Genomic DNA, 19,714 nt, shown 5'->3' on the forward strand with positions numbered 1-19,714 from the left:
CGATCGACTTTCCCCACCTGGAGTAACTGAGAATGCCTAAGCCCACGAAGGGTCCCCGCCTCGGAGGCGGCCCGGCCCACGAGCGCCTGCTGCTTGCGAACCTCGCCGCAGCGCTGTTCACCCACAAGTCGATCAAGACGACCGAGACCAAGGCCAAGCGCCTGCGTCCGCTCGCCGAGCGCCTCATCACGTTCGCCAAGCGCGGCGACCTGCACGCGCGTCGTCGCGTGCTCGGGATCATCGGTGACAAGGACGTCGTGCACGTTCTGTTCACCGAGATCGCGCCGCTGGTCGCCGACCGTGAGGGCGGCTACACCCGCATCACGAAGGTCGGCAACCGCAAGGGCGACAACGCCCCCATGGCGGTCATCGAGCTCGTCCTCGAGCCCGTGACCAAGAAGCCGTCGGCCAAGAAGGCCGCCGCTGCGAAGGCCGCTCCGGCCGAGGAGGCCCCCGTCGAGGAGGCCCCCGTCGAGGAGGCACCCGCTGACGAGAGCGCCGCCGGCGCCGAGTCGCCCGAGGAGGGCGCCGCGGCCGAGGCTGCTGCCGAGGACGCAGTCGTCGAGACCCCTGCCGAGGAGAAGTCCGCGTAACACCGGATCCTCTGTGCCAGCGAGGCCCGCACCCTTCCGGGGGTGCGGGCCTCGCTGCGTCGGTAGGGTGGTGCGGGTGAGCGCAGACATCCAGATCCCGCCGCTGCCGGAGCACCCCGACGTCGCCCTGTGGCGGCCAGCCACCCCAGATGACATCGACGCCCTGCTCAGCGTCATATCCGCGGCTGACAAGGTCGACCACCCGACCTGGACGACGCCCCGCGAGGACATCGCCGACCAGTTCGAGCTCAGCCACATCGACCCGGCGCGCGACACCCTCATCGGGTTCGCCGCGGACGGCCGCGCCGTCGCCGTCGGCGCGGCGGTCACCCACCCGTCGCGCGAGTCGCGCATCCAGATCCACCTCGAGGGCACCGTGCATCCCGACTGGCGGCGCCGCGGCATCGGCGCGGTGCTCCTCGACTGGGAGGAGGCCCGCGCGCGGCAGCAGTACGCCGAGGCCGCCACGGACCTGCCTGGCGAGATCCACATGCACGTCGAGGAAGCGGATGCCGGTGCCGTCGTGCTCGCGGAGAGCCGGGGCCTCGCCTGCGAACGGTGGTTCACGAGCATGGAGCGCGACAGCGCCGTTCCCGCGCCGGAGGTGGATGCGGGGTCGGTCACGATCATCGCGTACACGCCGCAGCGGTCGGAAGCCGTCCGCGAGGCCCGCAACGACGCCTTCCGCGACCACTGGGGCAGTCTGCACGCCAACCGCGAGCGCTGGTCGAAGTTCGTCGACGGACCGTTCCTGCGCCCTGACCTGTCGATGCTCGCGCTGGACGGCGAGCGGGTGGTCGCATTCTGCCTCGCGTCGGTGAACGAGGACGACTGGGCGGCTCTCGGTGCGTCGCACGCGTACATCGACCTCATCGGCGTCGTGCGCGACCACCGCGGGCTGCGGCGGGCGCCCGCAGTCATCTCCGCCAGCCTGCGCGCCATCGCGGCCGCAGGCCTGGAGAGGGCGGTGCTCGACGTCGACACCGCCAGCCCCACCGGTGCCAACTCGCTCTACGAGGGCCTCGGATTCACCGCCACCGAGCGCTCCCAGGTGCTGGTGCGCCACCTCTGACCCACCGGCGGACCCACCGGCGGCCCCTGCCCCTCTACCGGCGAGCCCGGTCGCGGGTCTATTCTGAGCGCACTCGGGCGGGGACCCGGGTTCAGGGGCGGTGCCGAAGGCGGTGCCGGCATGTGGGGGGCGGACGATGTCCGAGTCGAGCACGCCGATCGGGGTGCGTCCCGTGCGCCCTCGCCGCCGCGCCGGGCTGTCGATCTACTCGATCCTGCTGATCATGCTGCTGTCGGTGAGTGTGCTGTCGAGCATCGTGGTCGGCGTCATCGGCTACGTGAACGGCACGCAGGCACTGCGCGCGATCGCGTACGAGCGGCTCGTCGAGATCCGCGAGAACCGCACCCGCGAGGTCGCGCAGCTGTTCGCCTCGATCGAGAACGCCGTGCGACTCGGCGCGCTGAACGAGACCAGCCAGCACGCCGTCGTCGCCTTCACCGAGGCCTTCCGCGACCTGGACGAGTCGTCGCTGTCCGCCGCCGACCAGTCGGCCCTCGCCGCGTACTACCGCGAGACCTTCGCCAGCGAGCTGTCCGAGGCGACCGGCGAGACCATCGATGGCGGGACGTTCGCGCCGCGCGGCGCGGCGGCGGAGTACCTGCAGTCGCACTACGTCATCCCGTATGAGACGTGGGAGGACGCCATCCTCTCCGATGACGCGGGCGACGGCAGCGCCTGGTCGGCGGCCCACGAGCGCTACCACCCGTACTACCGGGCGATGACAGAGCTGCAGGACTTCGAGGACGTCCTCATGCTCGACACCGACGGCAACGTCATCTACACGGCATACAAGGGCGTCGACCTGGGCACCAACCTGCTCGACGGCCCGTACCGGATGTCGAACCTCGCGACGGCCTACCGCGACACGATGAGCCGGAACATCGTCGGCGACGTGGTGCTCGCCGACTTCGCGCCGTACAACCCCAGCCTCGGCACGCCCGCCGGCTGGGCGGTGACGCCGATCGCGGTGGACGACACGGTGGTGGGCGCGCTCGCGATCGAGCTCCCGATCGACCGCATCAACGAGGTCATGACCGTCGGGGGCGACTGGCAGCTGAACGGGCTGGGCGCCACCGGCGAGACCTTCCTGGTCGGCCGGGACACCACCATGCGCTCGATCTCGCGGATGCTGGTCGCCGACCCCGAGCAGTACGCGACCGCATCCGTCGCCGCCGGCCTGGCCCCGGCCGCCGCGGCGCTCGGCGTGCGCAACGGCAGCACCCTGCTGCAGCAGACGGTGACCGGCGAGGCCGTCGACGGCGCCTTCAAGGGCAAGAGCGGCACGGTGCTCATCCGCGACTACCTCGGCCGCGACAGTCTCGCCGCGTACGCGCCCCTGGGCGTGGACGGGCTGGACTGGGCGATCGTCGCCCAGGAGACCAGCGCCGAGGCGCTCGTGCCGGTCGAGGACTTCACCCGCAATCTGATCCTCTCGACCGCCGGCATGATCATCTTCGTCTGCCTGCTCTCGCTCGTGCTGGCGCAGATCTTCGTGCGGCCCCTGCGCCGGCTCAAGGCGGCCGCGCAGCGCATCGGCGCGGGGGAGGAGGGCGTCCAGGTCGACGCAGGGTCGAGCGACGAGCTGGCCGACGTCGCCAAGGCGTTCAACGACATGAGCCGGAGTCTGCAGGTCAAGAGCGACCTCATCCTCGAGCAGGAGAAGGCGAACGAGCAGCTCATCCTGTCGTTCATGCCGGAGGGGATGGCCAGCAGGTACCGGCACGGCGACGACGCGATCACGCAGGACAGCGAGGACGTCACGGTGGTCTTCGCGGACATCGTCGGCTTCGAGGAGCTGGCGCTGACGCTGACGTCCGAAGACGCGGTGGCGCGGCTGAACGATCTGATCCGCACCTTCGATGAGGCCGCGGAGCGCCACGGCGTCGAGCGGGTGCGCACCACCAGGCAGAGCTACCTGGCCAGCTGCGGCCTCGCGACTCCGCGGGTCGACAACGCGCGGAGGGCGGTGGACTTCGCGATCGAGCTGTCGACCATCCTCGAGCGGTACTCGACCCAGCAGGGGGTCGACCTGGGCCTGCGCGCGGGGCTCGACTCCGGGCGGGTCACGAGCGGACTGATCGGACGCGCCAGGGTCGTCTACGACATGTGGGGGGATGCGGTGAACCTCGCGTTCCGGGTGCAGGGCGACTCGGATGAACCGGGGATCTACCTCACGCAGCGCGTCGCCGACCGCCTGCCGGAGTCGGTGTCGATGACGCCGGCGGGTGAGATCGACACCCAGTCCGGCACCCAGCGGGTCTGGCGGGTCGAGACCCCGGCCACCGTGGAGGCGTGATGGCCGACATCGTCTCGCAGCCCTGGTTCTGGCCGGCCGTGATCGTGTCGGTCGGCCTGCCGCTCATGCTCATCGGGCTCACCGAGCTCTCGAACGCGATGGTCCGCCGCGGCAGCCGAGCAGCCCCGATCGTGCTCACGGTGCGCAACTACCTCGTGCCGGTCGCGGGCGTCCTGGTGCTGATCAGCCAGCCGGGCGCCTGGCAGGGCACCGGCACGTGGCCCCGGGTGATCTGGACGATCTTCGGGCTCCTCGTGATCGTCGTGACGATCAACGCCGTCAACCACCTCGTCTTCCACCGGGCGGAGAAGGGGTCGTGGCGCGACAGGTTCCCGACCATCTTCAGCGACCTGATCCGGTTCGTCTTCATCATCGTGGGCATCGCCGCGGTGTTCTGGTGGGTGTGGGACGCCGACATCGCCGGTGTCTTCGCGGCGCTCGGGGTGACCTCGATCGTCATCGGCTTCGCGCTGCAGTCGGCGGTCGGCTCCATCGTGTCCGGGCTGTTCCTCGTCTTCGAGGCGCCGTTCGAGCTGGGCGACTGGCTCGAGGTCGACGGCACCCGCGGGCAGATCGTGGAGGTGAACTGGCGCGCCGTGCACCTCGAGACCGGCAACGGCATCGTGGTCATGCCCACCGCAGAGCTCGCCGGGGCGTCGTTCACGAACCTGTCGCGCAGCCCCGAGCCGTACGCCGCGACCGCCGAGCTGCTGTTCGGCACCGACGACCCGCCCGGTCGGGTGCGCGAGCTGCTCGTGCAGGTGGCGCGCGACATCCCGCTGCTGTCGCCGAAGGCCACGCCGACCGCGTCGAGCCTGACCGGTTCCCGCTACGCGGTGTCGCTGCCGCTGGCGAACCCGGGCGACCACGACGTGGTGGTCGACACGTTCCTCACCCGCGTCTGGTACGCCGCGCGGCGGGCGGAGCTGCACCTCGATGCCGATGCGACGGACGAGTGGCGCACCGACGAGCACCTCGCCGCCGCACTGCGCCAGATCGCCCCGCTGCTCAGCCTGCGTCCGGACGAGGTGGAGGCGCTGAGCGGCGCCGCATGGCTCGAGCGGTACTGCTCGGGAGAGTCCCTCCTGCTCCCGGGCAGCGTGCCCACCGAGACCCGGTTCATCCTGAAGGGGACCGTGGTGCTCGGCATCCCGACGGACGACAACGGCTTCGTCCAGGTGGCCGCGCTCGGCCGCGACGACGCGGTGGGGCTGACGGCGCTCTCACGCACCCAGACCGTGTCGCAGGCGGTCGCCACCAGCGAGGTCGACGTGGTCGCGCTGCCGGTGCGGCTGCTCGACGACGTGGTGCGTCAGCATCCGGTCGTCGCCCGCGAGATCGTGCGCGAGAGCGAGAACCGCGTGCGGCAGGCGCGGCTCGCGATGACCTCGGTGGGCTCGCGGCTGCCGTACGGGCGGCCCGTGCTGGGCTGATCGCCGCCAGGGGGCTGGGTACGCTGGGGGAGTGCGCATCCGCCTCGACCTCGCCTACGACGGCACGCACTTCCGCGGGTGGGCCAGGCAGCCGGGACTGCGCACCGTGCAGGGCACCCTCGAGGACGCGCTGGCCCGCGTCCTCGGCGGCGACCCGAGACTCGTGGTCGCCGGGCGCACCGACGCGGGCGTGCACGCCGCCGGCCAGACCGCGCACCTCGATCTCGACGAGGAGCAGTCGGCCAGGGTGATGCAGCGGTCGGGCCGGCCCGGCGCTGAGCCCGACCCGGTCGCGGCCCTCGCCCGGCGGGCGACCGGCGTCCTCGGCGCCTACTCCGACGTCGCGATCCACCGCTCGTCGATCGCGCCCGCGGGGTTCGACGCCCGCTTCTCGGCGGTGTGGCGCCGCTACGAGTACCGGGTCGCCGATCGCATCGCCGGCTACGACCCGCTCGAGCGGCATCGCACCACGAACGTGCGCGCCGAGCTCGACGTGACGGCGATGGATGCTGCCGCCCGCTCCCTCATCGGGCTGCACGACTTCGCCGCCTACTGCAAGCCGCGCGAGGAGGCGACGACGATCCGCACGCTGCTCGATTTCGGGTGGCGACGCGACGAGAGCACCGGGGTGCTGATCGCGGCCGTGCGCGCCGACGCGTTCTGCCACAGCATGGTCAGGGCGCTGGTCGGCGGCTGCGTCGCGGTCGGGGAGGGCAGGCTCGACGTCGACGATCTCGCCGACATCCGTGACGGACTCGATCGGGTGCCCGAGATCAAGGTCCTCGCGGCGCGCGGACTGACCCTCACCGAGGTCGGCTACCCGGCCGACGACCAGCTGGCCGGGCGCGCCGAGCAGACGAGGGCACGGCGCGCGCTGACCGGCGACGAGTAGCCGCCGCATCCGCCCCTGCCCGCTATGTATTCGGCGAGAGTTCTCGAGTGGCCACGCTCGTCGTCCTAGGCTGGAGCCACGATGAAGGTCATCTCCTACAACCTCCGCAAGCACCGTGCCGCGGGCGAGCTCGCCCATCTCGTCGAGCTCCACGGGGCCGACGTGCTGTGCCTGCAGGAGTACGACACGTCGGACATCCCCGAGCACATCGGCGGCCTGCGGCTGGCCGAGGCCACTCAGCGCAACAGGCTCGGGCTCGCCGTCTACTACCGCGAGAACCTGTACCGCGCCGTCGAGGTGCGTTCGCTCGCGCTGAAGAAGTCGCTGCACGACCGGGTGCTCAAGCCCGCGGAGGAGCGCCTGCTGGGCGTGCGCCTGCACGACATCGACGAGAACCGCGACGTCATCGTGGCGTCGTTCCACGCGGCGCCGCTCACCGCGCTCAACTCACTCCGCCGGCATCAGATCCGGGCGGCGCTCGACGAGCTCGCGACGCTCGGCGACGGGCTGCCCGCCCTCATGGTCGGCGACTACAACTACCCCGTCTTCAAGGAGAAGCTCAGCGAGAAGGTGCGCGCGCACGGCTACGAGCTGAGCCTCAGCGACGCCCGCACGTACACGCGCTACCGCTTCTTCCGCGGGCACTACGACTTCGCGACCTCGTACGGGTTCCGGATCGACGGCATCACGACGCTGCCGCAGGGCCTGAGCGATCACCTGCCCATTCTGGTCAGCGCGTCCGTGTCGATGGATGCGGCCGCTCCGGCGGCCTGAACGCCCGCGTTCGCCAGGAGCGCCCCGCAGACAGCGAAAAGCCCCGGTCGTCGACCGGGGCTTTTCGGTGAGTTCAGATCAGATCAGATCGAGGCTCGCTGGCGCTGGCGGCGCACCGTGCCGGCGACCGCGATGCTCGCACCTGCGAGGACCAGGGCGCCGCCGCCGATCCACAGGCCGAGGAGCGCGTTGCCGTCGACGCCGGTTGCGCCGAGCTCGCCCGTGGCGACGCCCGTGCTCAGGATGACCGGGTCAGCGGCACCGGAGACCTCGCCGGTTGCCTGCAGCGTGTAGTCGCCCGAGGCGTTCGAGGGGAGCGTGACGGTCGCGCTGACCGCACCGCTCGCGTCTGCGTCCTTGGTGCCGAGGTCGGCGGTCACGACCGCGAACTTGACGAACGCGAGGGTTGCGCCGGACGCGTTCTCGCCGGTCAGGGTGAAGGAGACGCCCTCGTTCGGCTCGAAGCCGGTGAAGGGAACCGTCACGGTTCCGCCGGGAGCGACGGTGACACTGCCGTTGACAGTGGAGGACGGCGGGTAGCCCTCGTCGGTGGCGGCGTTCGCGACCATGGGCGTGGCGACGAGGGCGGCTGCGAGCAGAGTCGCCGCCGCGAAGGCCTTGAGCGAGTTCTTCATGGCATCCTGCTTTCGTTGGTGAGTCCATGGCTGCGGCCCGGCCGCTGCCTGGCGCATCCGGATTGACCGGAACCGACGTCGGGGGGACACTGCTTCTCTGCCAGTATCGGGGTTCGGCGACGTGTTGCGCAAATCTTGCGCGTTGCGATCTTGTAAACGATCGTCATGCGACCTCCCAGGACCCGCCCTCTAGACTGGCGAGCGGATCCAGGAGGCACCATGCGACAGCGTCACGCCCGCACTCTCGCGCTCGCGACGGCCGTCGCGGTCGGCGCCGCGGCGCTCACGGGGTGCGGTCCTGCGCCGTGGACGAACCCGGCCGGCTCTCCGACGCCCAGTGCGACCGAGACCGTCGCGCCCCCGGTATCGAACGACCTCTCCGGCGGCAGCACGGAGCGCGAGCTGACCGCGGGAGCGGTCGCCGCATCCGTCAACTACTGGTCGGAACTGTCCATGGACCGGTGGACGGCCAACGCGGTGAAGCCGATCAGTCTGTCGCTCGTCACGACCGTGACCCCGGACGACGGGCAGAAGGTGTACCTGCAGAAGGCGACCATGGTCGCGGTGCCGGCCAACGCGACCGAGACCTTCGACGCGCTGCCGCCCCAGACGGATTCCGCCACCGTCAATCCCGGGTACCTCGTGCTGGATCCGTACAGCTACTCGCAGACGTTCAACGTCGGCACGGTGCCCGCCGAGGCGACCTACGTGACGGTCCAGTTCACGTACGACTTCCTGGTGCAGACCGCGCCGAAGTCGAAGGAGTACGCCAAGCAGACCGCGACCGACACGCTCACGGTGGCGATCGCCGCCGGCTGACCTCAGGGTCGTCTCAAGATCGTCTGAAGAAACCGTCAAGGCATCCCGGATCGGCCCGAATCGCCTTCGACGGCCTGCTTACACTGCCGTCCGTGACCCCCGCATCCTCTTCCTCCCGTTCCTCGCGCCGTGCGCGCGCCGCCGTCGGTGCGGCCCTCGTCCTGGCGATGGCGCTGCCGACCGCCGGCTGCGCACAGGTCGGCGAGTTCATCGACGGCGTGCAGGCCGCTGCGGCCGAACCCGCGCCCACCCCGACGTCCACCGCGTCCGACGAGATCGCCTTCGACTCGCAGTTCAGCTATGACGGCTCGGTCGCGCTGTCGTCCGACGTCGCCGACGGGCTCGAGCTGCGGCTGGACGCGTGGGCCGCCGACCCGAAGCGGACCCACGAGTGGACTCCCACCGCGGAGAAGACGCTCGGCTTCGCGGTCAACGTCTACGACCACCGCGTCGACGAGAAGGCCGTCCTCACCCAGAAGCGCCGCGTCTACATCTCGCAGATCGCGATCACGTCGCAGACCGCGCAGACCTCAGGCCAGGTGTCCACGCCGTTCCGGTTCACGGCCGACCCGCGCACCCTGGTCCCCACCGACACGCTGCGCTCGAAGCGCGGCCTGCTCCTCAACAGCTACCAGGGCGGCCTCCTCGTGCCTGAGACCGCGATCCGCGAGCTGCCGGACGACACCGTCGGCATCACCCTGCAGTTCGCCCTGACGGTGTGGGTCGAGCAGGCGGCGGACGACGACGCGTCCTTCGAGCAGATCACGATCTACCAGGACCTGCCGATCGCGATCTTCGCGCCCGAGAACGAAGGCTGATCCTTCACCGTTCCTTGAGGTTCCCCTGACGCGAACCGGAGCCTTCCCGCAGGTCGGCGTCGCAGGATGGTCTCAGCGGAACACACCGCAGCACTACCCGAAGTCAGGATCCCTCCCCGTGTCAACGCCTCCCGCCTCCGAATCGGCCGACCAGCTCGAGCCGGCCGTCCCCGGCTTCGCCGACGACTTCTCGTCGGTGCTCGAGAACACGACAGGCCACCGCTCCACGATCGGCTGCGTCATCCCGGCCTACAACGAGGAGGAGTCGATCGCGGCGGTCATCCAGTCGCTGCTCGACCAGACCCGCGTGCCCGACGTGATCCACGTCGTCGTCAACAACACCTCCGACGCCACCGTGCGGATCGCCTCGGACTTCAGCGGCCCGCACGAGATCTCCACCGAGCTGGGCGAGCAGTTCACCGAGGTGTTCGTCCACGACATCGGCAAGAACCCCGACAAGAAGGTCGGCGCGCTCAACTACGGCTACGCGCTCGTCGAGGGCTACGACTACCTGCTCGGCGTCGACGGCGACACCATCGCCGGCCCGCGGGCCGTCGAGTACCTCGAGTCCGAGGCGGTCTCCGACACCCGCATCGGCGGCATCTCGGCGATCTACTCGATCGATGACCGCCCCATCAAGGGCTTCATCGGCAAGTTCCTCATCGCCGGCCAGCGCACGCAGTTCGCGGCGTTCAACATGCAGAACCTCCTCCGCGGCCGCAACATGGCGGTGCTCGGCGGGCAGTTCTCGATCTTCTCGACCACCGCCCTGCGCGAGGTCATGACCGCGAACCACCAGTCGACGCCGTGGGTGAAGGACAGCGAGGTCGAGGACTCCCTCCTGTCGCTCCAGATCAAGAGCGCCGGCTATCTCACGAAGATCAGCCCGTTCGCCCGCGCCGACGTCGGCGGCATGACGACCTTCCGCGGCTACGACGCGCAGCAGGTCAAGTGGACCTACGGCGCCATCGAGCTGATGTGGCCCGGCCAGCGCGGCGACACGAAGGGCCAGCCGTTCCACCCGAACCTGCGGCTGCGCTGGCTCGAGAATCTCGACATGCTCGTCAACCTCTTCGTGCGGTTCGCGTTCATCACCCTGCTCGCCGGCTCGCTGTCGATCAACGCGTTCGTGTTCTCGCCGTGGTGGCTCATCCCGTCGATCGCCGCCGTGCTGCTGAACCTGCGCATCGCGTTCACGATGAAGAACCGCCAGACGCGCGACGTGCTGTTCGCGGCCACCATCGTGCCCGCCGAGGTGTTCATGTGGATCCGGCTCAGCCACTTCGTGCGCTCGTGGACCCGATTCCTCTCGCGCAAGAAGGTCGACAACTGGGCGCTGCAGGCGAAGGCGGAGAAGGGCGGCGGATCGGCGCACTGGATGCCGTTCGTCATCCTCGCGGTCGTCATCGCCGCGGTGGCGTTCGTCTGGTCGCTGCTCGGCCCCGTGGTGCAGTCGACGATCCTGTGGATCGGCTGGCCGATCGTCGGTGCGGTCACCATCCTGCAGACGATCGCGATGCTCTTCCGTCTGCTGCGCCGCTACCAGGGCTACAAGGTCTGACGCTCGGGGGGAACCGCGTCAGAGAATGCCTCGGCCGTATCTTGGGGGACGGCCGAGGCATTCGTCTGTCTGCGCGCAGGCAGACGGACGGATGCTGATCGTCAGGCGCTCTGGACGAACTCCGAGGTGAGCCGGTACCCGACGCCGCGGACGGTCTCGATGTAGCGCGGGTTCGCCGGGTTGTCGCCGAGCTTGCGGCGCAGGTTCGTCATGTGCGCCTCGATGGCGCGCTTGTCGGCCTCGCCGACGAAGTAGCTGGTCACGTACGACTCGCCCCGCAGCACGAGCGTGAGGTCGGCCTTGCTGCGCACCCGGCGCTTGGACTCCATCAGCGTCGCGAGCAGGTCGAACTCCGTGCGGGTGAGATCGAGCTCGGCGCGCGCCATGAGCACGACACGGCTCTCGGGGTCGAGCACGAGGTCGCGGTGCGTCAGCGTGTGCGGGCCGAGGGTGATGGCCGAGCCGTTGCCGCCGGCGGCGGCGGCATCCGGTGCGGTCGTACCCGCCGCGGCGGGCGCGGCGACATCGGCCGCGTCGGGCATCGGGAGCGGCTCCGGAGCGAGCGGCTCGGGGGCGCGCACGAGCGGGATGCCGGCGGTGGCGGTGCGGACGCCGGGGAACGACGGGCCGACCTGGTCCTGACGGGGTGCCGCGGGGGCAGCCGCCGCGCCGAGGCGGGGGCGCCGGAGCAGAGCGTCGATCCGCGCGCGCAGCTCGCGCGGGCGGAACGGCTTGTTGATGTACTCGTCGGCGCCGGCGCCGAGGCCCAGCACGACGTCGGCCTCATCCTCGAGCCCGGTGAGCATGATGATGTAGGTGTCGCTCTGCGCACGGATGCGGCGGGCCGCCTCGAAGCCGTCGATGCCGGGCATGTTGACGTCGAGGGTCGTGATCAGCGGCTGGTACTGCGCGACGGCGCGTACGCCGTCGATGCCGTTGCCGACGGACACCGTGGAGAACCCCATCGCCTCGAGCACTTCCACGAGCAGGTGCCGGATGTCGGGGTCGTCCTCGACGATCACCGCCGTCCTGAGCTGCGCAGTGAAGTCAGTCATAGGGTGGGTCTCCGAAGGGGCTGGTATATCGGTGCCCATGCTACACAGGGCATGGTGCGGTCACCGTGCGTCACGCGTCAGGTCCACAGCCGCGTCGGGCCACCATCGGCCGGCGGCGGGGCCGCCGTTGCAGGGGCCGTCGCTCTCGCCCGGCGCCTTGATCCACAGGTTGGTGTCGACGACGTCGTCGCCGAACGTGCCGCCCGGCTCGCCGACGAGGCGTCCAGGCGGGTTGCACCACTCTCCGTCGCTGCCGGCGCCGCTGCGTGACGTGTCGATGAGCGCATGCCCCGCACCGAGCGCCGCGGCGAGCGCGTGCGCGTAGACGAACTCGTCGCCGGCGCTGTTGTAGTTCGAGACGTTGGTGGCGAAGCCGCGCACCTGGTCGATCAAGCCCGTCTGGGCGATGATGTCGGCCATGTCGGCGGCGCTGTGCCAGGTGGAGTGGCCCCCGTCGAGGTAGATCCACGGCTCGCTGGGCGAGAGCGCGGCGACGGCGGCGGTGAGCTGGCGGGTGCGGTCGTCGAGGTTGCCGCACTCGGGTGCGAGCGCGAGGCTGTCCGGCTCGAGCACGACGATGCGCTGCAGGTCGCGGGCGAGGGTGAGCGCCTCGCCGATCTCGGCGGTCCACGTGCCGTAGTCGTCCTCGTCGAGGCCGCCGGCGGAGTGGTTGCCGCAGTCGCGGCCGGGGAGGCCGTAGATGACGATCGCGAGCGCGGCGTTCTGCGCGCGGGCCTGCGCGGCGAGGTCGCCGACGGTGTCGCCCACCTCGCCGATCGGATCGCGCTCGGGGGTGAGCCAGGCTGCGGTCGGCTGTGCCGCCAGGTAGGCGGCGGCGTCGCGCTCCTCCGCCGTGGCGGACTCGTCGGCCGCGGCGATCGCCGCTCGTGAGCCCTCGACGACGACGATCTTCGTGCCCACTCCCGGCGCCTGCGCGAAGAGGCGGTGGAACGAGCTCACCGCGGCCACAGCCGCGACGGTGAGGCCGGCGACGACCACGACGACTCCGACGATGACGAGAGCGATGACGGCGCCCCGGGGGAGTCTGCGGCGCGGAGCGCCCCGGCCGGGAGGGACGGACGCGCTCGACGAGGACACAGGGGGACTCTATCGCCCGGTGGGCTGAGTCGTCCTGCGTGGGTCAGGCTGGTCAGCTGCGATCGCGGCGCGCGCGGCGTGCTGCCGTCAGCGCGATGATGGCGACGCCGGCCAGCACGAGCGCTCCGCCGCCGATCCAGACGCCGAGGAGGGCGGCGCTGTCGCCGCCGGTGCCGGCGAGGGGGTCGTCGGACGTGCCGACGGTGACGCTGGCGGTGCCGCCCGCGGACGACGACGAGATGGCCTCGATGTTGTAGACGCCGCTGGCCTCGGCGGGCAGCGTCACGGTGACCGGCTCGAGGGCGCCGTCGGCGGTGGCGGTGCGCGTGGTGCTGCCGGTGGACACGGCGAAGTGCACGAAGGCGAAGCTCGCGTCCTCGCCGTTCTCGCCCGTCAGCGTGACGGTGACGGTGTCGTCCGGGCCGAACGTGTCGCCGACGCAGCTGAACTCGACGGAGCCGCCGGCGGTGGTCGTGGTCGTGTCGACCGAGCAGGAGCCCGACGGCGGGTAGCGCAGCGAGGCGTTCGCGGCGGCGGGTGCGGACACCGCGGCAAGGCCGACGACCGTGCCGATGACGACGGCTCTGGCGAGCTGACGATTCATGGTGTGACCCCCCGCGGACTCCGGGCGGAGGCCTGCAACACGCCAGTTTACCCCGGGTCGCACGAGGATTTCACCGTGCTGGGAACCTCGGCGTCGATCGTGGGGGTGATCTCGGCGATCACGGCGGCCGCAGCGGGCTCGGGGGCCTGCACCCCGATGACGGCGGTGACGGATTCGCCGGGCGGGAGGTCGGAGCTGAAGGTCAGCACCTGGCGTCCGTCGTGGAAGCCGCCGCCGAAGCCGTTCGAGCCGGTGACCGTCGCGGTGGTCAGGTCGTATCCCTCAGGGAGGTAGATGTACGCGACGGTGCGGGCGGTGCCCTCCGGCTGCACGTAGGCACCGGCGCCGGTGATGTAGTCGGGCAGGGAGGTCGCCGCATCCTCCGGTGCCGTGTTCGTCAGCGTCAGGGTGAGCGTGGTCTGGCCGGTGGCGCGGCCGTCCGCGTCGAGCGTGCAGCTCTCCCAGCCGAGGGTCGTGTCGGCCGTGACGTAGTAGTCCATCTTCGAGCCGGTGCCGTCGTTGAGGTAGACGCCCATGCGCGCGGTCTGGCGGGTGGTCTCCGGCAGTCCGCCGGCGAGGGTCGTGCCGGTGAGGACGTCCTGGTCGTCGGCGATCGCGCTCCAGATGAGCAGGCGCCGCTCGTCGCCGGCACGGCCGAGGGCCTGCACGAGTGTCGCGGGATCGGCTGCCCCGGTCGAGAGCGCGTCGAACACGCTGGCGGCGGCGAGCGCGAAGAACTCGTCCTGGTCGGCCGGCTCCGGGTAGCGCTTGTACACGTCATTGAGCAGCAGCTGCACCGCGTTGTCGGCGGTGAGTACGTCGCCGGAGGTCAGGGTGATCGGACCCGTGGCCTCGAGCAGATAGGAGAGCGCCACCGGGTCCATCGCAATGACGCCGTCCACCTCGGTGCCCATCTCGCGGAGCCACATCTCGCGCGCGATCTGGCCCGACAGTGAGAAGTCAGGCAGCTGGGTCACATTGTGCATCCACTGTGCCGGGCGCGTGCCGTAGATCTTCGTCACCTCGTCGCTGAGCGGGATGACGGCCTCGGAGTATTTGGGGAAGTCGCCGGACGCGGATGCCTGCGCCGTCATCTCCATGGTGCCGTCGGACGTGTGGATCAGTGCCATCGCGCCAACCAGCCCGCCGAGCGAGCGCCACTCGGCGTTGTTCTGGAAGATGATCAGGTAGTCGCGGGGGCCGTCGGCCCCGAGCATCGGCGGCAGCAGCTCGGTGGCCCGGGCGAGGGCGTCGGTGGCCGTCGCGGACGAGTCGAGGAGGCCGGACACCTCGTCGACGGCGTCGCGCACCGGACCCAGCAGCAGGTTGCCGTCGAGATGCCCGACGGATGCTGCCGCCGCCGCGACGCTGTCGGCCCCGATCCGGGCGGGTTCCGCGATGGATTCGAACAGCGCCGTGTCGATGGCGCCGCCCGCCGGGCGGAAGTCGTCGAGCGAGAACGAGGAGGCCACGTCGGCCAGGGGCGGCAGCGCGGTCGTCGCGATGTCGTCGGCGGCCGCAGCGATCGTCGAGACGGCCTCGAGCTGCGGACCCAGCCACGGCACGCGCTCGGCGGCAGCCCAGATCGGGTCGGAGGTCAGGTCGTGCGCAGCGCCCGTGTCGGCGGCGAGGTCGTCGATCAGGCCGGCGGCGCTCGTCGGATCGCTGAGATCGTCGATCACGGCGTGCACGGTCGTCTCCGCGGCGCGGAGGTGGCCGTAGGCCGCGGCACCGCGGGTGCCGATCCACGCGAGCGCCGCGATGCTGCCGATGATCGCGGCACCGAGCAGGCTCGCGAAGACGATTCCTGCGATGCGCACCGGCTTCGGGAGGACGGGTTCGCTCACCGAACCACCCTATGCGCGGCTGCTGTGCGCTCTCTCACCGGCCGCCCGGCGCGGAGCCGGCGGTCTCGCGCTGCTGCTGGCCCTGCTGTTCGCGCTCCTGCTCGCGCTCCTGCTCCTTGCGCCAGGCGCGGCGGGTGAGCGGCTGCCGGTCGGAGTAGTACCGGCCGTTGTACTGATAGCCGTAGTACGCGGCGCCCGCGCCGCGCTTGGGCACCTTGTTCAGGACGACGCCGAGCACCCGGCCGTTGGCCTTGGCGATGTTGTCCAGTGCCTTCTGCAGCATCTCGTAGGTGGTGCGTCCGGCCGAGACCACCAGCAGCACGCCGTCTGCCGACGTGGAGAGCACCGCAGCATCCGTCACGGGGATCGTGGGCGGCGAATCGATGATCACGGTCGCGCCGGCGCCGAAGGTGCGCAGCAGCTCGCGCATGCGCTGCGAGCCGAGCACCTCGCTCGGGTTCGGCGGGATGCGGCCCGCGCTGAGCACGGACAGGTTGCCGGTGGCGCCGACGGGCTGCAGCACGTCGGCCAGCTTGGCGCGGCCGGCGAGCACGTCCGTGAGTCCGGCGCCCTCGGGGAGGCCGAACAGGCTCGAGACGACGGGGCGGCGCAGGTCGGCGTCGACCAGCACGACGCGCTGGCCGGCGGCCGCGAGGCTGAGGGCCAGGTTCGCCGACGTCGTCGACTTGCCGTCGCCGGGGAGCGGGCTGGAGACGACGATGATGCGCGGCGGGTTGTCGACGTCCATGAACTGCAGGTTGGTGCGCAGCTCGCGGAGGGCCTCGGTGCCCGCGGAGGAGTTCTGGTTCTGCGCGGGACCGTCGAAGGTGAGCAGCCGGCGCTCCTGGCTGAGCTCCTTCTCCAGGGGCAGGCTGCCGACGACGGCCGTGCCGGTCTCGCGCTCGATGTCGCGCGGGTTGCGCACGCGGCGGTCGAGCACGTGGCGGATGACGGCGTAGCCGATGCCGAGGGCGAGGCCGATGAGCGCGCCGAGCGCGATGTCGAGGCGGGTGTTCGGCGAGGAGGGGCTCGACGGCAGACGTGCGGAGTCGCCGGGGATGAGCGTGATCGCCGCGGAGCCGGCCGAGCCGTCGCCCTCGATCTGGTCGATCTCCGCGAGCATGCCGCGGGTCCACGACTCGGCGAGGTCACGGGCCTCCTCCGGGCTGCCGGCGGACGCCTTCACCTGGATGATGACGGTGTCGAGCGGGTTGCTGACGTCGACGCGGGTGACCAGCGCCTCCGGCGTCGTGTCCAGGCCGAGGTCGTCGATCGCGTACTCCGCGACCGAGCGCCACGAGCCGATGTCGACGTACGACGTCACCTTCGCGCGTGCCAGCTGGTCGCCGACGAGGGACGAGCCGGTGTCGGTGCCCGCCGTCGTGCTGGCGACGTAGCCGCTGGCCGACGCCGTGTAGACCCGCGGCTGCAGCGAGCTCCAGCCGTAGGCGATCGCCGCGCCCAGCACGGTGAGCAGCACGATGCCCAGCCAGTGCGCGCGCAGAATGCGCAGGTAGTCCCGCAGTTCCACGGCAAACCTCTCCCCAAGTACCCCCGTACACTACCGCCTGTGTCCTTGAGTCTTGCTGTGGCCGCGCTGGGCGCCACGGTGCGGATCGACATCGGCGCGCTCGCCGAGCCGCAGCGGGCTCTCGTGGCGGCCGCATGGGCTGATGCGGCGGTCGCCGACGAGGGCTCGGAGGATGCTGTCGTCACCCCGCTTCCGGATGTGTCCGAGGCGCGGATGCTGGAGGACCTCTCGCAGCGGGTGACGCTCGCGGCGATCGAGGCGCGCCGCGGCGAGCTGTGGATGCTGCACGCCGCCGGCCTGGCGCGAGACGACGGCACAGTGGTGGCGCTGGTGGGGCCGTCCGGTCGGGGCAAGACCACCGCGGCGCGGATGCTCGGCCGCAGCTTCGGGTACGTGTCGGACGAGACAGTGGCGGTGGACGCCGACGGGCGGGTGTGGCCCTATCGCAAGCCGCTGTCGGTCATCGAGCGTGCGGGGGAGCCGAAGGTGCAGCGAGCGCCGTCGGAGGCCGGGATGCGCGCGCTGCCGGCGGGAGAGCTGCGCCTCGCGGCGATCGTGCTGCTGGACCGCCGGGACGACGCCGAGGGCGAGCCGCTCATCGAGGAGGTCGACCTCGGCGACGCGCTCGCTGAGCTCGTCGAGCAGTCGAGCTACCTCGCGGACATGGCGACGCCGCTGCGGACGATGGCGGGAGTGGTCGCCGCGGTCGGGGGCGTCCGGCGCGTGTCGTATCGCGAGGCGGAGGGGCTCGTCGCGGTTGTGGGGAGTGCGGGTGGTTTCGATACGGGCGCTGCGCGGGTTCCCGCTAGTGGTTTCGATACGGCCGCTTCGCGGCCTACTCAACCAGCGGGGGTGGGGGTGGGCTACTACCGCGGCCGCGTGCGGGACTGGGTGGAGCTCGACGACCCCGACCGCATCGCGGTGCTGCAGGTCGACGAGGACGGCGACGGGACGGTGCGGGTGCTCGCCGGGGTCGCCCCGGAGCTGTGGCGCGCTGCGACGGGTGCCTCCCTCGACGAGCTCGTGGCGGCGGCTGTCGATGCCTACGGGACTCCTGAGGATAAGGACGCCGCCGCGGCGGTGTCCGCCGCCGTCGACGAGCTGGTGACAGCATCCGTCCTCGAATTCCGGGAGGCACGCTGGCGCATCCGGGAGGACGTCGCGTGGACCGGGGAAGAGGACCGGGTCGTGGCGCTCGCGCTCACGCGGCCGGACGCGCAGCCGGCGGCGATGGAGGGCTCGGCCGCGGAGATCTGGCTCGCGCTCGCCGAGGGAGAGGCGGGCCTCGATGAGGTCGCCGTCCGGATCGCCGGGCGCGCGGAGATCAGCGTGGCAGGCATCGCGGGCGATGTCGCCGCGTTCCTGACCGCGCTCGCCGCGGCGGATCTGGTCGAGGCGCGGTGAGCGGCGCTCTGCGCTAGTTGAAGGTCCTGCTGGCGCTGATGGACTTGCCGTCGGCGGGGAAGGGCTGGATCGGCGTGGCGACGAAGTTCACCGAGACCGGCTTGCCGCTCGCGGCCGAGCTCAGGCGGACGTGGAAGTTGACCGAACCGGTGTCGGTCACGCGGTCGGCGACCTGGGCGACGCCGTTGGCATTGGTCGCCTGGAGCGGCCGCGGAGTGGTCTTGTCGGACTTGACGAACGCGAACGTGAGGATGATGTTCGAGCCCTCGGTGCGGCGCGACACGTACCTCCAGTCCGTGTTCTGCGTGACGCCCGTCGGATCCGTGTCGACGATGTACGCGGCCGGGAGGATGACCTCCGTCGTGAACGTCACCGGCATCTGGGTGACGGGCCAGAGGTTGCTGTACTGGGTGCCGACCTGCATCTGGAGAGCCAGGTACGTGTTCTGCCGGCTGGATCCGCCGAGCGTCCCCGTGTTGAACGACCAGAACGAGACGCCCGAGGCTGTGGCCGGAGTCACGGCGCGCGTGCTGACGCTCACGGGCGTCGCCTTCGACGCGTTCGCGGTGTACGCGACCTCGACGATGGGCTGGCTCACGATCGACGAGCCGACGGCGAGCTGGTAGCCCAGCACGTTCGAGGTCGCGCCCTTCCCGATGCTCGGCGCGTAGAGGAATGTGTAGGTGACGGTGTCGGTGCCCACCGACTTGGACACGTAGGTCCAGCCGGCGCCGGTGAGCGAGGTCGGGTCGGGGGGTGTGCTGCCGATCTGCGACTTCCGGAACACGGCGGTGAGGGTGACGCCGCTCAGCGCCCCGGTCGCCGTGGGCGACGTCCGCACCGCTGCGGTCGAGGAGACGCCGTTCGGAAGGCCGTTGCTGCCGAAGGTCCAGGCCAGGCTGCTGGAAGCGAACTCCCACGGGATGCTCTGCGAGGCGGCGGCCGCGGGCGCGGCAGTGGCCAGCACCAGAACGGGTGCCGCCCAGACGCCGGCCTGCAGAATCTGGCGTCGACTCAGCGCCGGTCGGCGTTCGTCTGTCGGCGCGACGAATCGCTCCACGCGTTGCTCGGGCATCGCTGTTGTCCCCAATGGTCCCCAAAAGCGAGCCTGATGCCCCCCGGCTCACCCCAATTGACGCGTGCTCCCCAGCTCGCTTTCATTCGCACCGCTGTCCCTGAGGTCTTCGGGTGACGCTCTCGGATAGGTCGAGCGGTGCTTACTGCGAGAGTAGGTGTGGTATATCGGTTGCTTGCGCGTCTTGCGGTGAACTTGCGCGTGAAT

Annotated in this window: 17 protein-coding genes; 10 read left to right on the forward strand and 7 right to left on the reverse strand. The window is 70.9% G+C overall.

Annotation, left to right across the window (positions count from 1 at the left end):
- The first annotated feature begins 32 nt into the window (after positions 1–32).
- From rplQ to Microterr_RS02065, 6 genes are all read left to right on the forward strand, one after another.
- On the forward strand, positions 33–593 hold the full coding sequence (rplQ, locus tag Microterr_RS02040; RefSeq protein WP_263796410.1) for a 50S ribosomal protein L17: 561 nt from the start codon (positions 33–35) through the stop codon (positions 591–593).
- A gap of 76 nt (positions 594–669) precedes the next feature.
- Positions 670–1,665 (forward strand): GNAT family N-acetyltransferase, encoded by a 996-nt coding sequence (locus tag Microterr_RS02045; RefSeq protein ID WP_263796409.1) that lies wholly within the window; start codon positions 670–672, stop codon positions 1,663–1,665.
- 136 nt (positions 1,666–1,801) lie between these two features.
- Positions 1,802–3,961: an adenylate/guanylate cyclase domain-containing protein gene (locus Microterr_RS02050; protein WP_263796408.1), complete on the forward strand. Its 2,160-nt coding sequence runs from the start codon at positions 1,802–1,804 to the stop codon at positions 3,959–3,961.
- On the forward strand, positions 3,961–5,394 hold the full coding sequence (locus Microterr_RS02055; protein WP_263798847.1) for a mechanosensitive ion channel domain-containing protein: 1,434 nt from the start codon (positions 3,961–3,963) through the stop codon (positions 5,392–5,394). The genes Microterr_RS02050 and Microterr_RS02055 overlap by 1 nt, the downstream gene beginning before the upstream one ends.
- Positions 5,395–5,425: 31 nt before the next feature.
- The gene (locus Microterr_RS02060; protein WP_263796406.1) at positions 5,426–6,286 is read left to right on the forward strand and encodes a tRNA pseudouridine synthase A; all 861 of its coding nucleotides are present in this window, start codon (positions 5,426–5,428) and stop codon (positions 6,284–6,286) included.
- Between the two features lie 81 nt (positions 6,287–6,367).
- A complete protein-coding gene (locus Microterr_RS02065) occupies positions 6,368–7,060 on the forward strand; it encodes an endonuclease/exonuclease/phosphatase family protein (protein WP_263796405.1) in 693 nt (230 codons plus the stop codon).
- Between the two features lie 83 nt (positions 7,061–7,143).
- Here the strand turns inward: Microterr_RS02065 and Microterr_RS02070 are convergent, their stop codons facing one another.
- On the reverse strand, positions 7,144–7,695 hold the full coding sequence (locus tag Microterr_RS02070) for a hypothetical protein (protein ID WP_263796404.1): 552 nt from the start codon (positions 7,693–7,695) through the stop codon (positions 7,144–7,146).
- Between the two features lie 219 nt (positions 7,696–7,914).
- On the opposite strand from Microterr_RS02070, the gene Microterr_RS02075 reads away from it, so the two are divergent.
- The 3 genes from Microterr_RS02075 (at position 7,915) to Microterr_RS02085 (ending at position 10,893) form a co-directional block, all read left to right on the forward strand.
- Positions 7,915–8,514 (forward strand): hypothetical protein, encoded by a 600-nt coding sequence (locus tag Microterr_RS02075; protein WP_263796403.1) that lies wholly within the window; start codon positions 7,915–7,917, stop codon positions 8,512–8,514.
- 92 nt (positions 8,515–8,606) lie between these two features.
- Positions 8,607–9,332 carry a fructose 1,6-bisphosphatase gene (locus Microterr_RS02080; RefSeq protein WP_263796402.1) on the forward strand — a complete coding sequence of 242 codons (726 nt, stop codon included), beginning with the start codon at positions 8,607–8,609 and terminating at the stop codon, positions 9,330–9,332.
- Positions 9,333–9,450: 118 nt separating this feature from the next.
- Positions 9,451–10,893, forward strand: a complete 1,443-nt coding sequence (locus Microterr_RS02085; RefSeq protein ID WP_263796401.1) for a glycosyltransferase family 2 protein — start codon at positions 9,451–9,453, stop codon at positions 10,891–10,893.
- A gap of 101 nt (positions 10,894–10,994) precedes the next feature.
- On the opposite strand, the gene Microterr_RS02090 is transcribed toward Microterr_RS02085, so the two are convergent.
- Genes Microterr_RS02090 through Microterr_RS02110 form a run of 5 tightly spaced genes read right to left on the reverse strand, consistent with a single transcriptional unit; the run spans position 10,995 to position 17,028 of the window.
- Entirely contained in the window at positions 10,995–11,948 is a 954-nt protein-coding gene (locus tag Microterr_RS02090; protein ID WP_263796400.1) for a response regulator transcription factor, read from the reverse strand.
- A 60-nt stretch (positions 11,949–12,008) separates the two neighbouring features.
- Positions 12,009–13,046: a glycoside hydrolase family 6 protein gene (locus Microterr_RS02095; RefSeq protein WP_263796398.1), complete on the reverse strand. Its 1,038-nt coding sequence runs from the start codon at positions 13,044–13,046 to the stop codon at positions 12,009–12,011.
- Positions 13,047–13,098: 52 nt separating this feature from the next.
- Entirely contained in the window at positions 13,099–13,650 is a 552-nt protein-coding gene (locus Microterr_RS02100; RefSeq protein ID WP_263796397.1) for a cell wall protein, read from the reverse strand.
- Positions 13,651–13,697: 47 nt separating this feature from the next.
- Positions 13,698–15,497 (reverse strand): DUF4012 domain-containing protein, encoded by a 1,800-nt coding sequence (locus tag Microterr_RS02105; protein ID WP_263796396.1) that lies wholly within the window; start codon positions 15,495–15,497, stop codon positions 13,698–13,700.
- A gap of 34 nt (positions 15,498–15,531) precedes the next feature.
- Positions 15,532–17,028 (reverse strand): tyrosine-protein kinase domain-containing protein, encoded by a 1,497-nt coding sequence (locus Microterr_RS02110; RefSeq protein WP_263796395.1) that lies wholly within the window; start codon positions 17,026–17,028, stop codon positions 15,532–15,534.
- A gap of 45 nt (positions 17,029–17,073) precedes the next feature.
- On the opposite strand from Microterr_RS02110, the gene Microterr_RS02115 reads away from it, so the two are divergent.
- Positions 17,074–18,432 (forward strand): ATP-binding protein, encoded by a 1,359-nt coding sequence (locus tag Microterr_RS02115; RefSeq protein ID WP_263796394.1) that lies wholly within the window; start codon positions 17,074–17,076, stop codon positions 18,430–18,432.
- Positions 18,433–18,445: 13 nt separating this feature from the next.
- Here Microterr_RS02115 and Microterr_RS02120 read toward each other — a convergent pair whose 3' ends face one another.
- Positions 18,446–19,507 (reverse strand): hypothetical protein, encoded by a 1,062-nt coding sequence (locus Microterr_RS02120; RefSeq protein WP_263796393.1) that lies wholly within the window; start codon positions 19,505–19,507, stop codon positions 18,446–18,448.
- Between the last annotated feature and the right edge of the window lie 207 nt (positions 19,508–19,714).

It is taken from the genome of Microbacterium terricola, from assembly GCF_027943945.1.
In the GTDB taxonomy this organism is placed as follows: domain Bacteria; phylum Actinomycetota; class Actinomycetes; order Actinomycetales; family Microbacteriaceae; genus Microbacterium; species Microbacterium terricola.

What these genes read in the sequence shown, in the direction of transcription:
- rplQ (WP_263796410.1), top strand. Translation starts at nt 33, where the DNA reads ATGCCTAAGCCCACGAAGGGTCCCCGCCTCGGAGGCGGCCCGGCCCAC.
- Microterr_RS02050 (WP_263796408.1), top strand. Translation starts at nt 1,802, where the DNA reads ATGTCCGAGTCGAGCACGCCGATCGGGGTGCGTCCCGTGCGCCCTCGC.
- Microterr_RS02055 (WP_263798847.1), top strand. Translation starts at nt 3,961, where the DNA reads ATGGCCGACATCGTCTCGCAGCCCTGGTTCTGGCCGGCCGTGATCGTG.
- Microterr_RS02065 (WP_263796405.1), top strand. Translation starts at nt 6,368, where the DNA reads ATGAAGGTCATCTCCTACAACCTCCGCAAGCACCGTGCCGCGGGCGAG.
- Microterr_RS02070 (WP_263796404.1), bottom strand. Translation starts at nt 7,695, where the DNA reads ATGAAGAACTCGCTCAAGGCCTTCGCGGCGGCGACTCTGCTCGCAGCC.
- Microterr_RS02075 (WP_263796403.1), top strand. Translation starts at nt 7,915, where the DNA reads ATGCGACAGCGTCACGCCCGCACTCTCGCGCTCGCGACGGCCGTCGCG.
- Microterr_RS02090 (WP_263796400.1), bottom strand. Translation starts at nt 11,948, where the DNA reads ATGACTGACTTCACTGCGCAGCTCAGGACGGCGGTGATCGTCGAGGAC.
- Microterr_RS02100 (WP_263796397.1), bottom strand. Translation starts at nt 13,650, where the DNA reads ATGAATCGTCAGCTCGCCAGAGCCGTCGTCATCGGCACGGTCGTCGGC.
- Microterr_RS02120 (WP_263796393.1), bottom strand. Translation starts at nt 19,507, where the DNA reads ATGCCCGAGCAACGCGTGGAGCGATTCGTCGCGCCGACAGACGAACGC.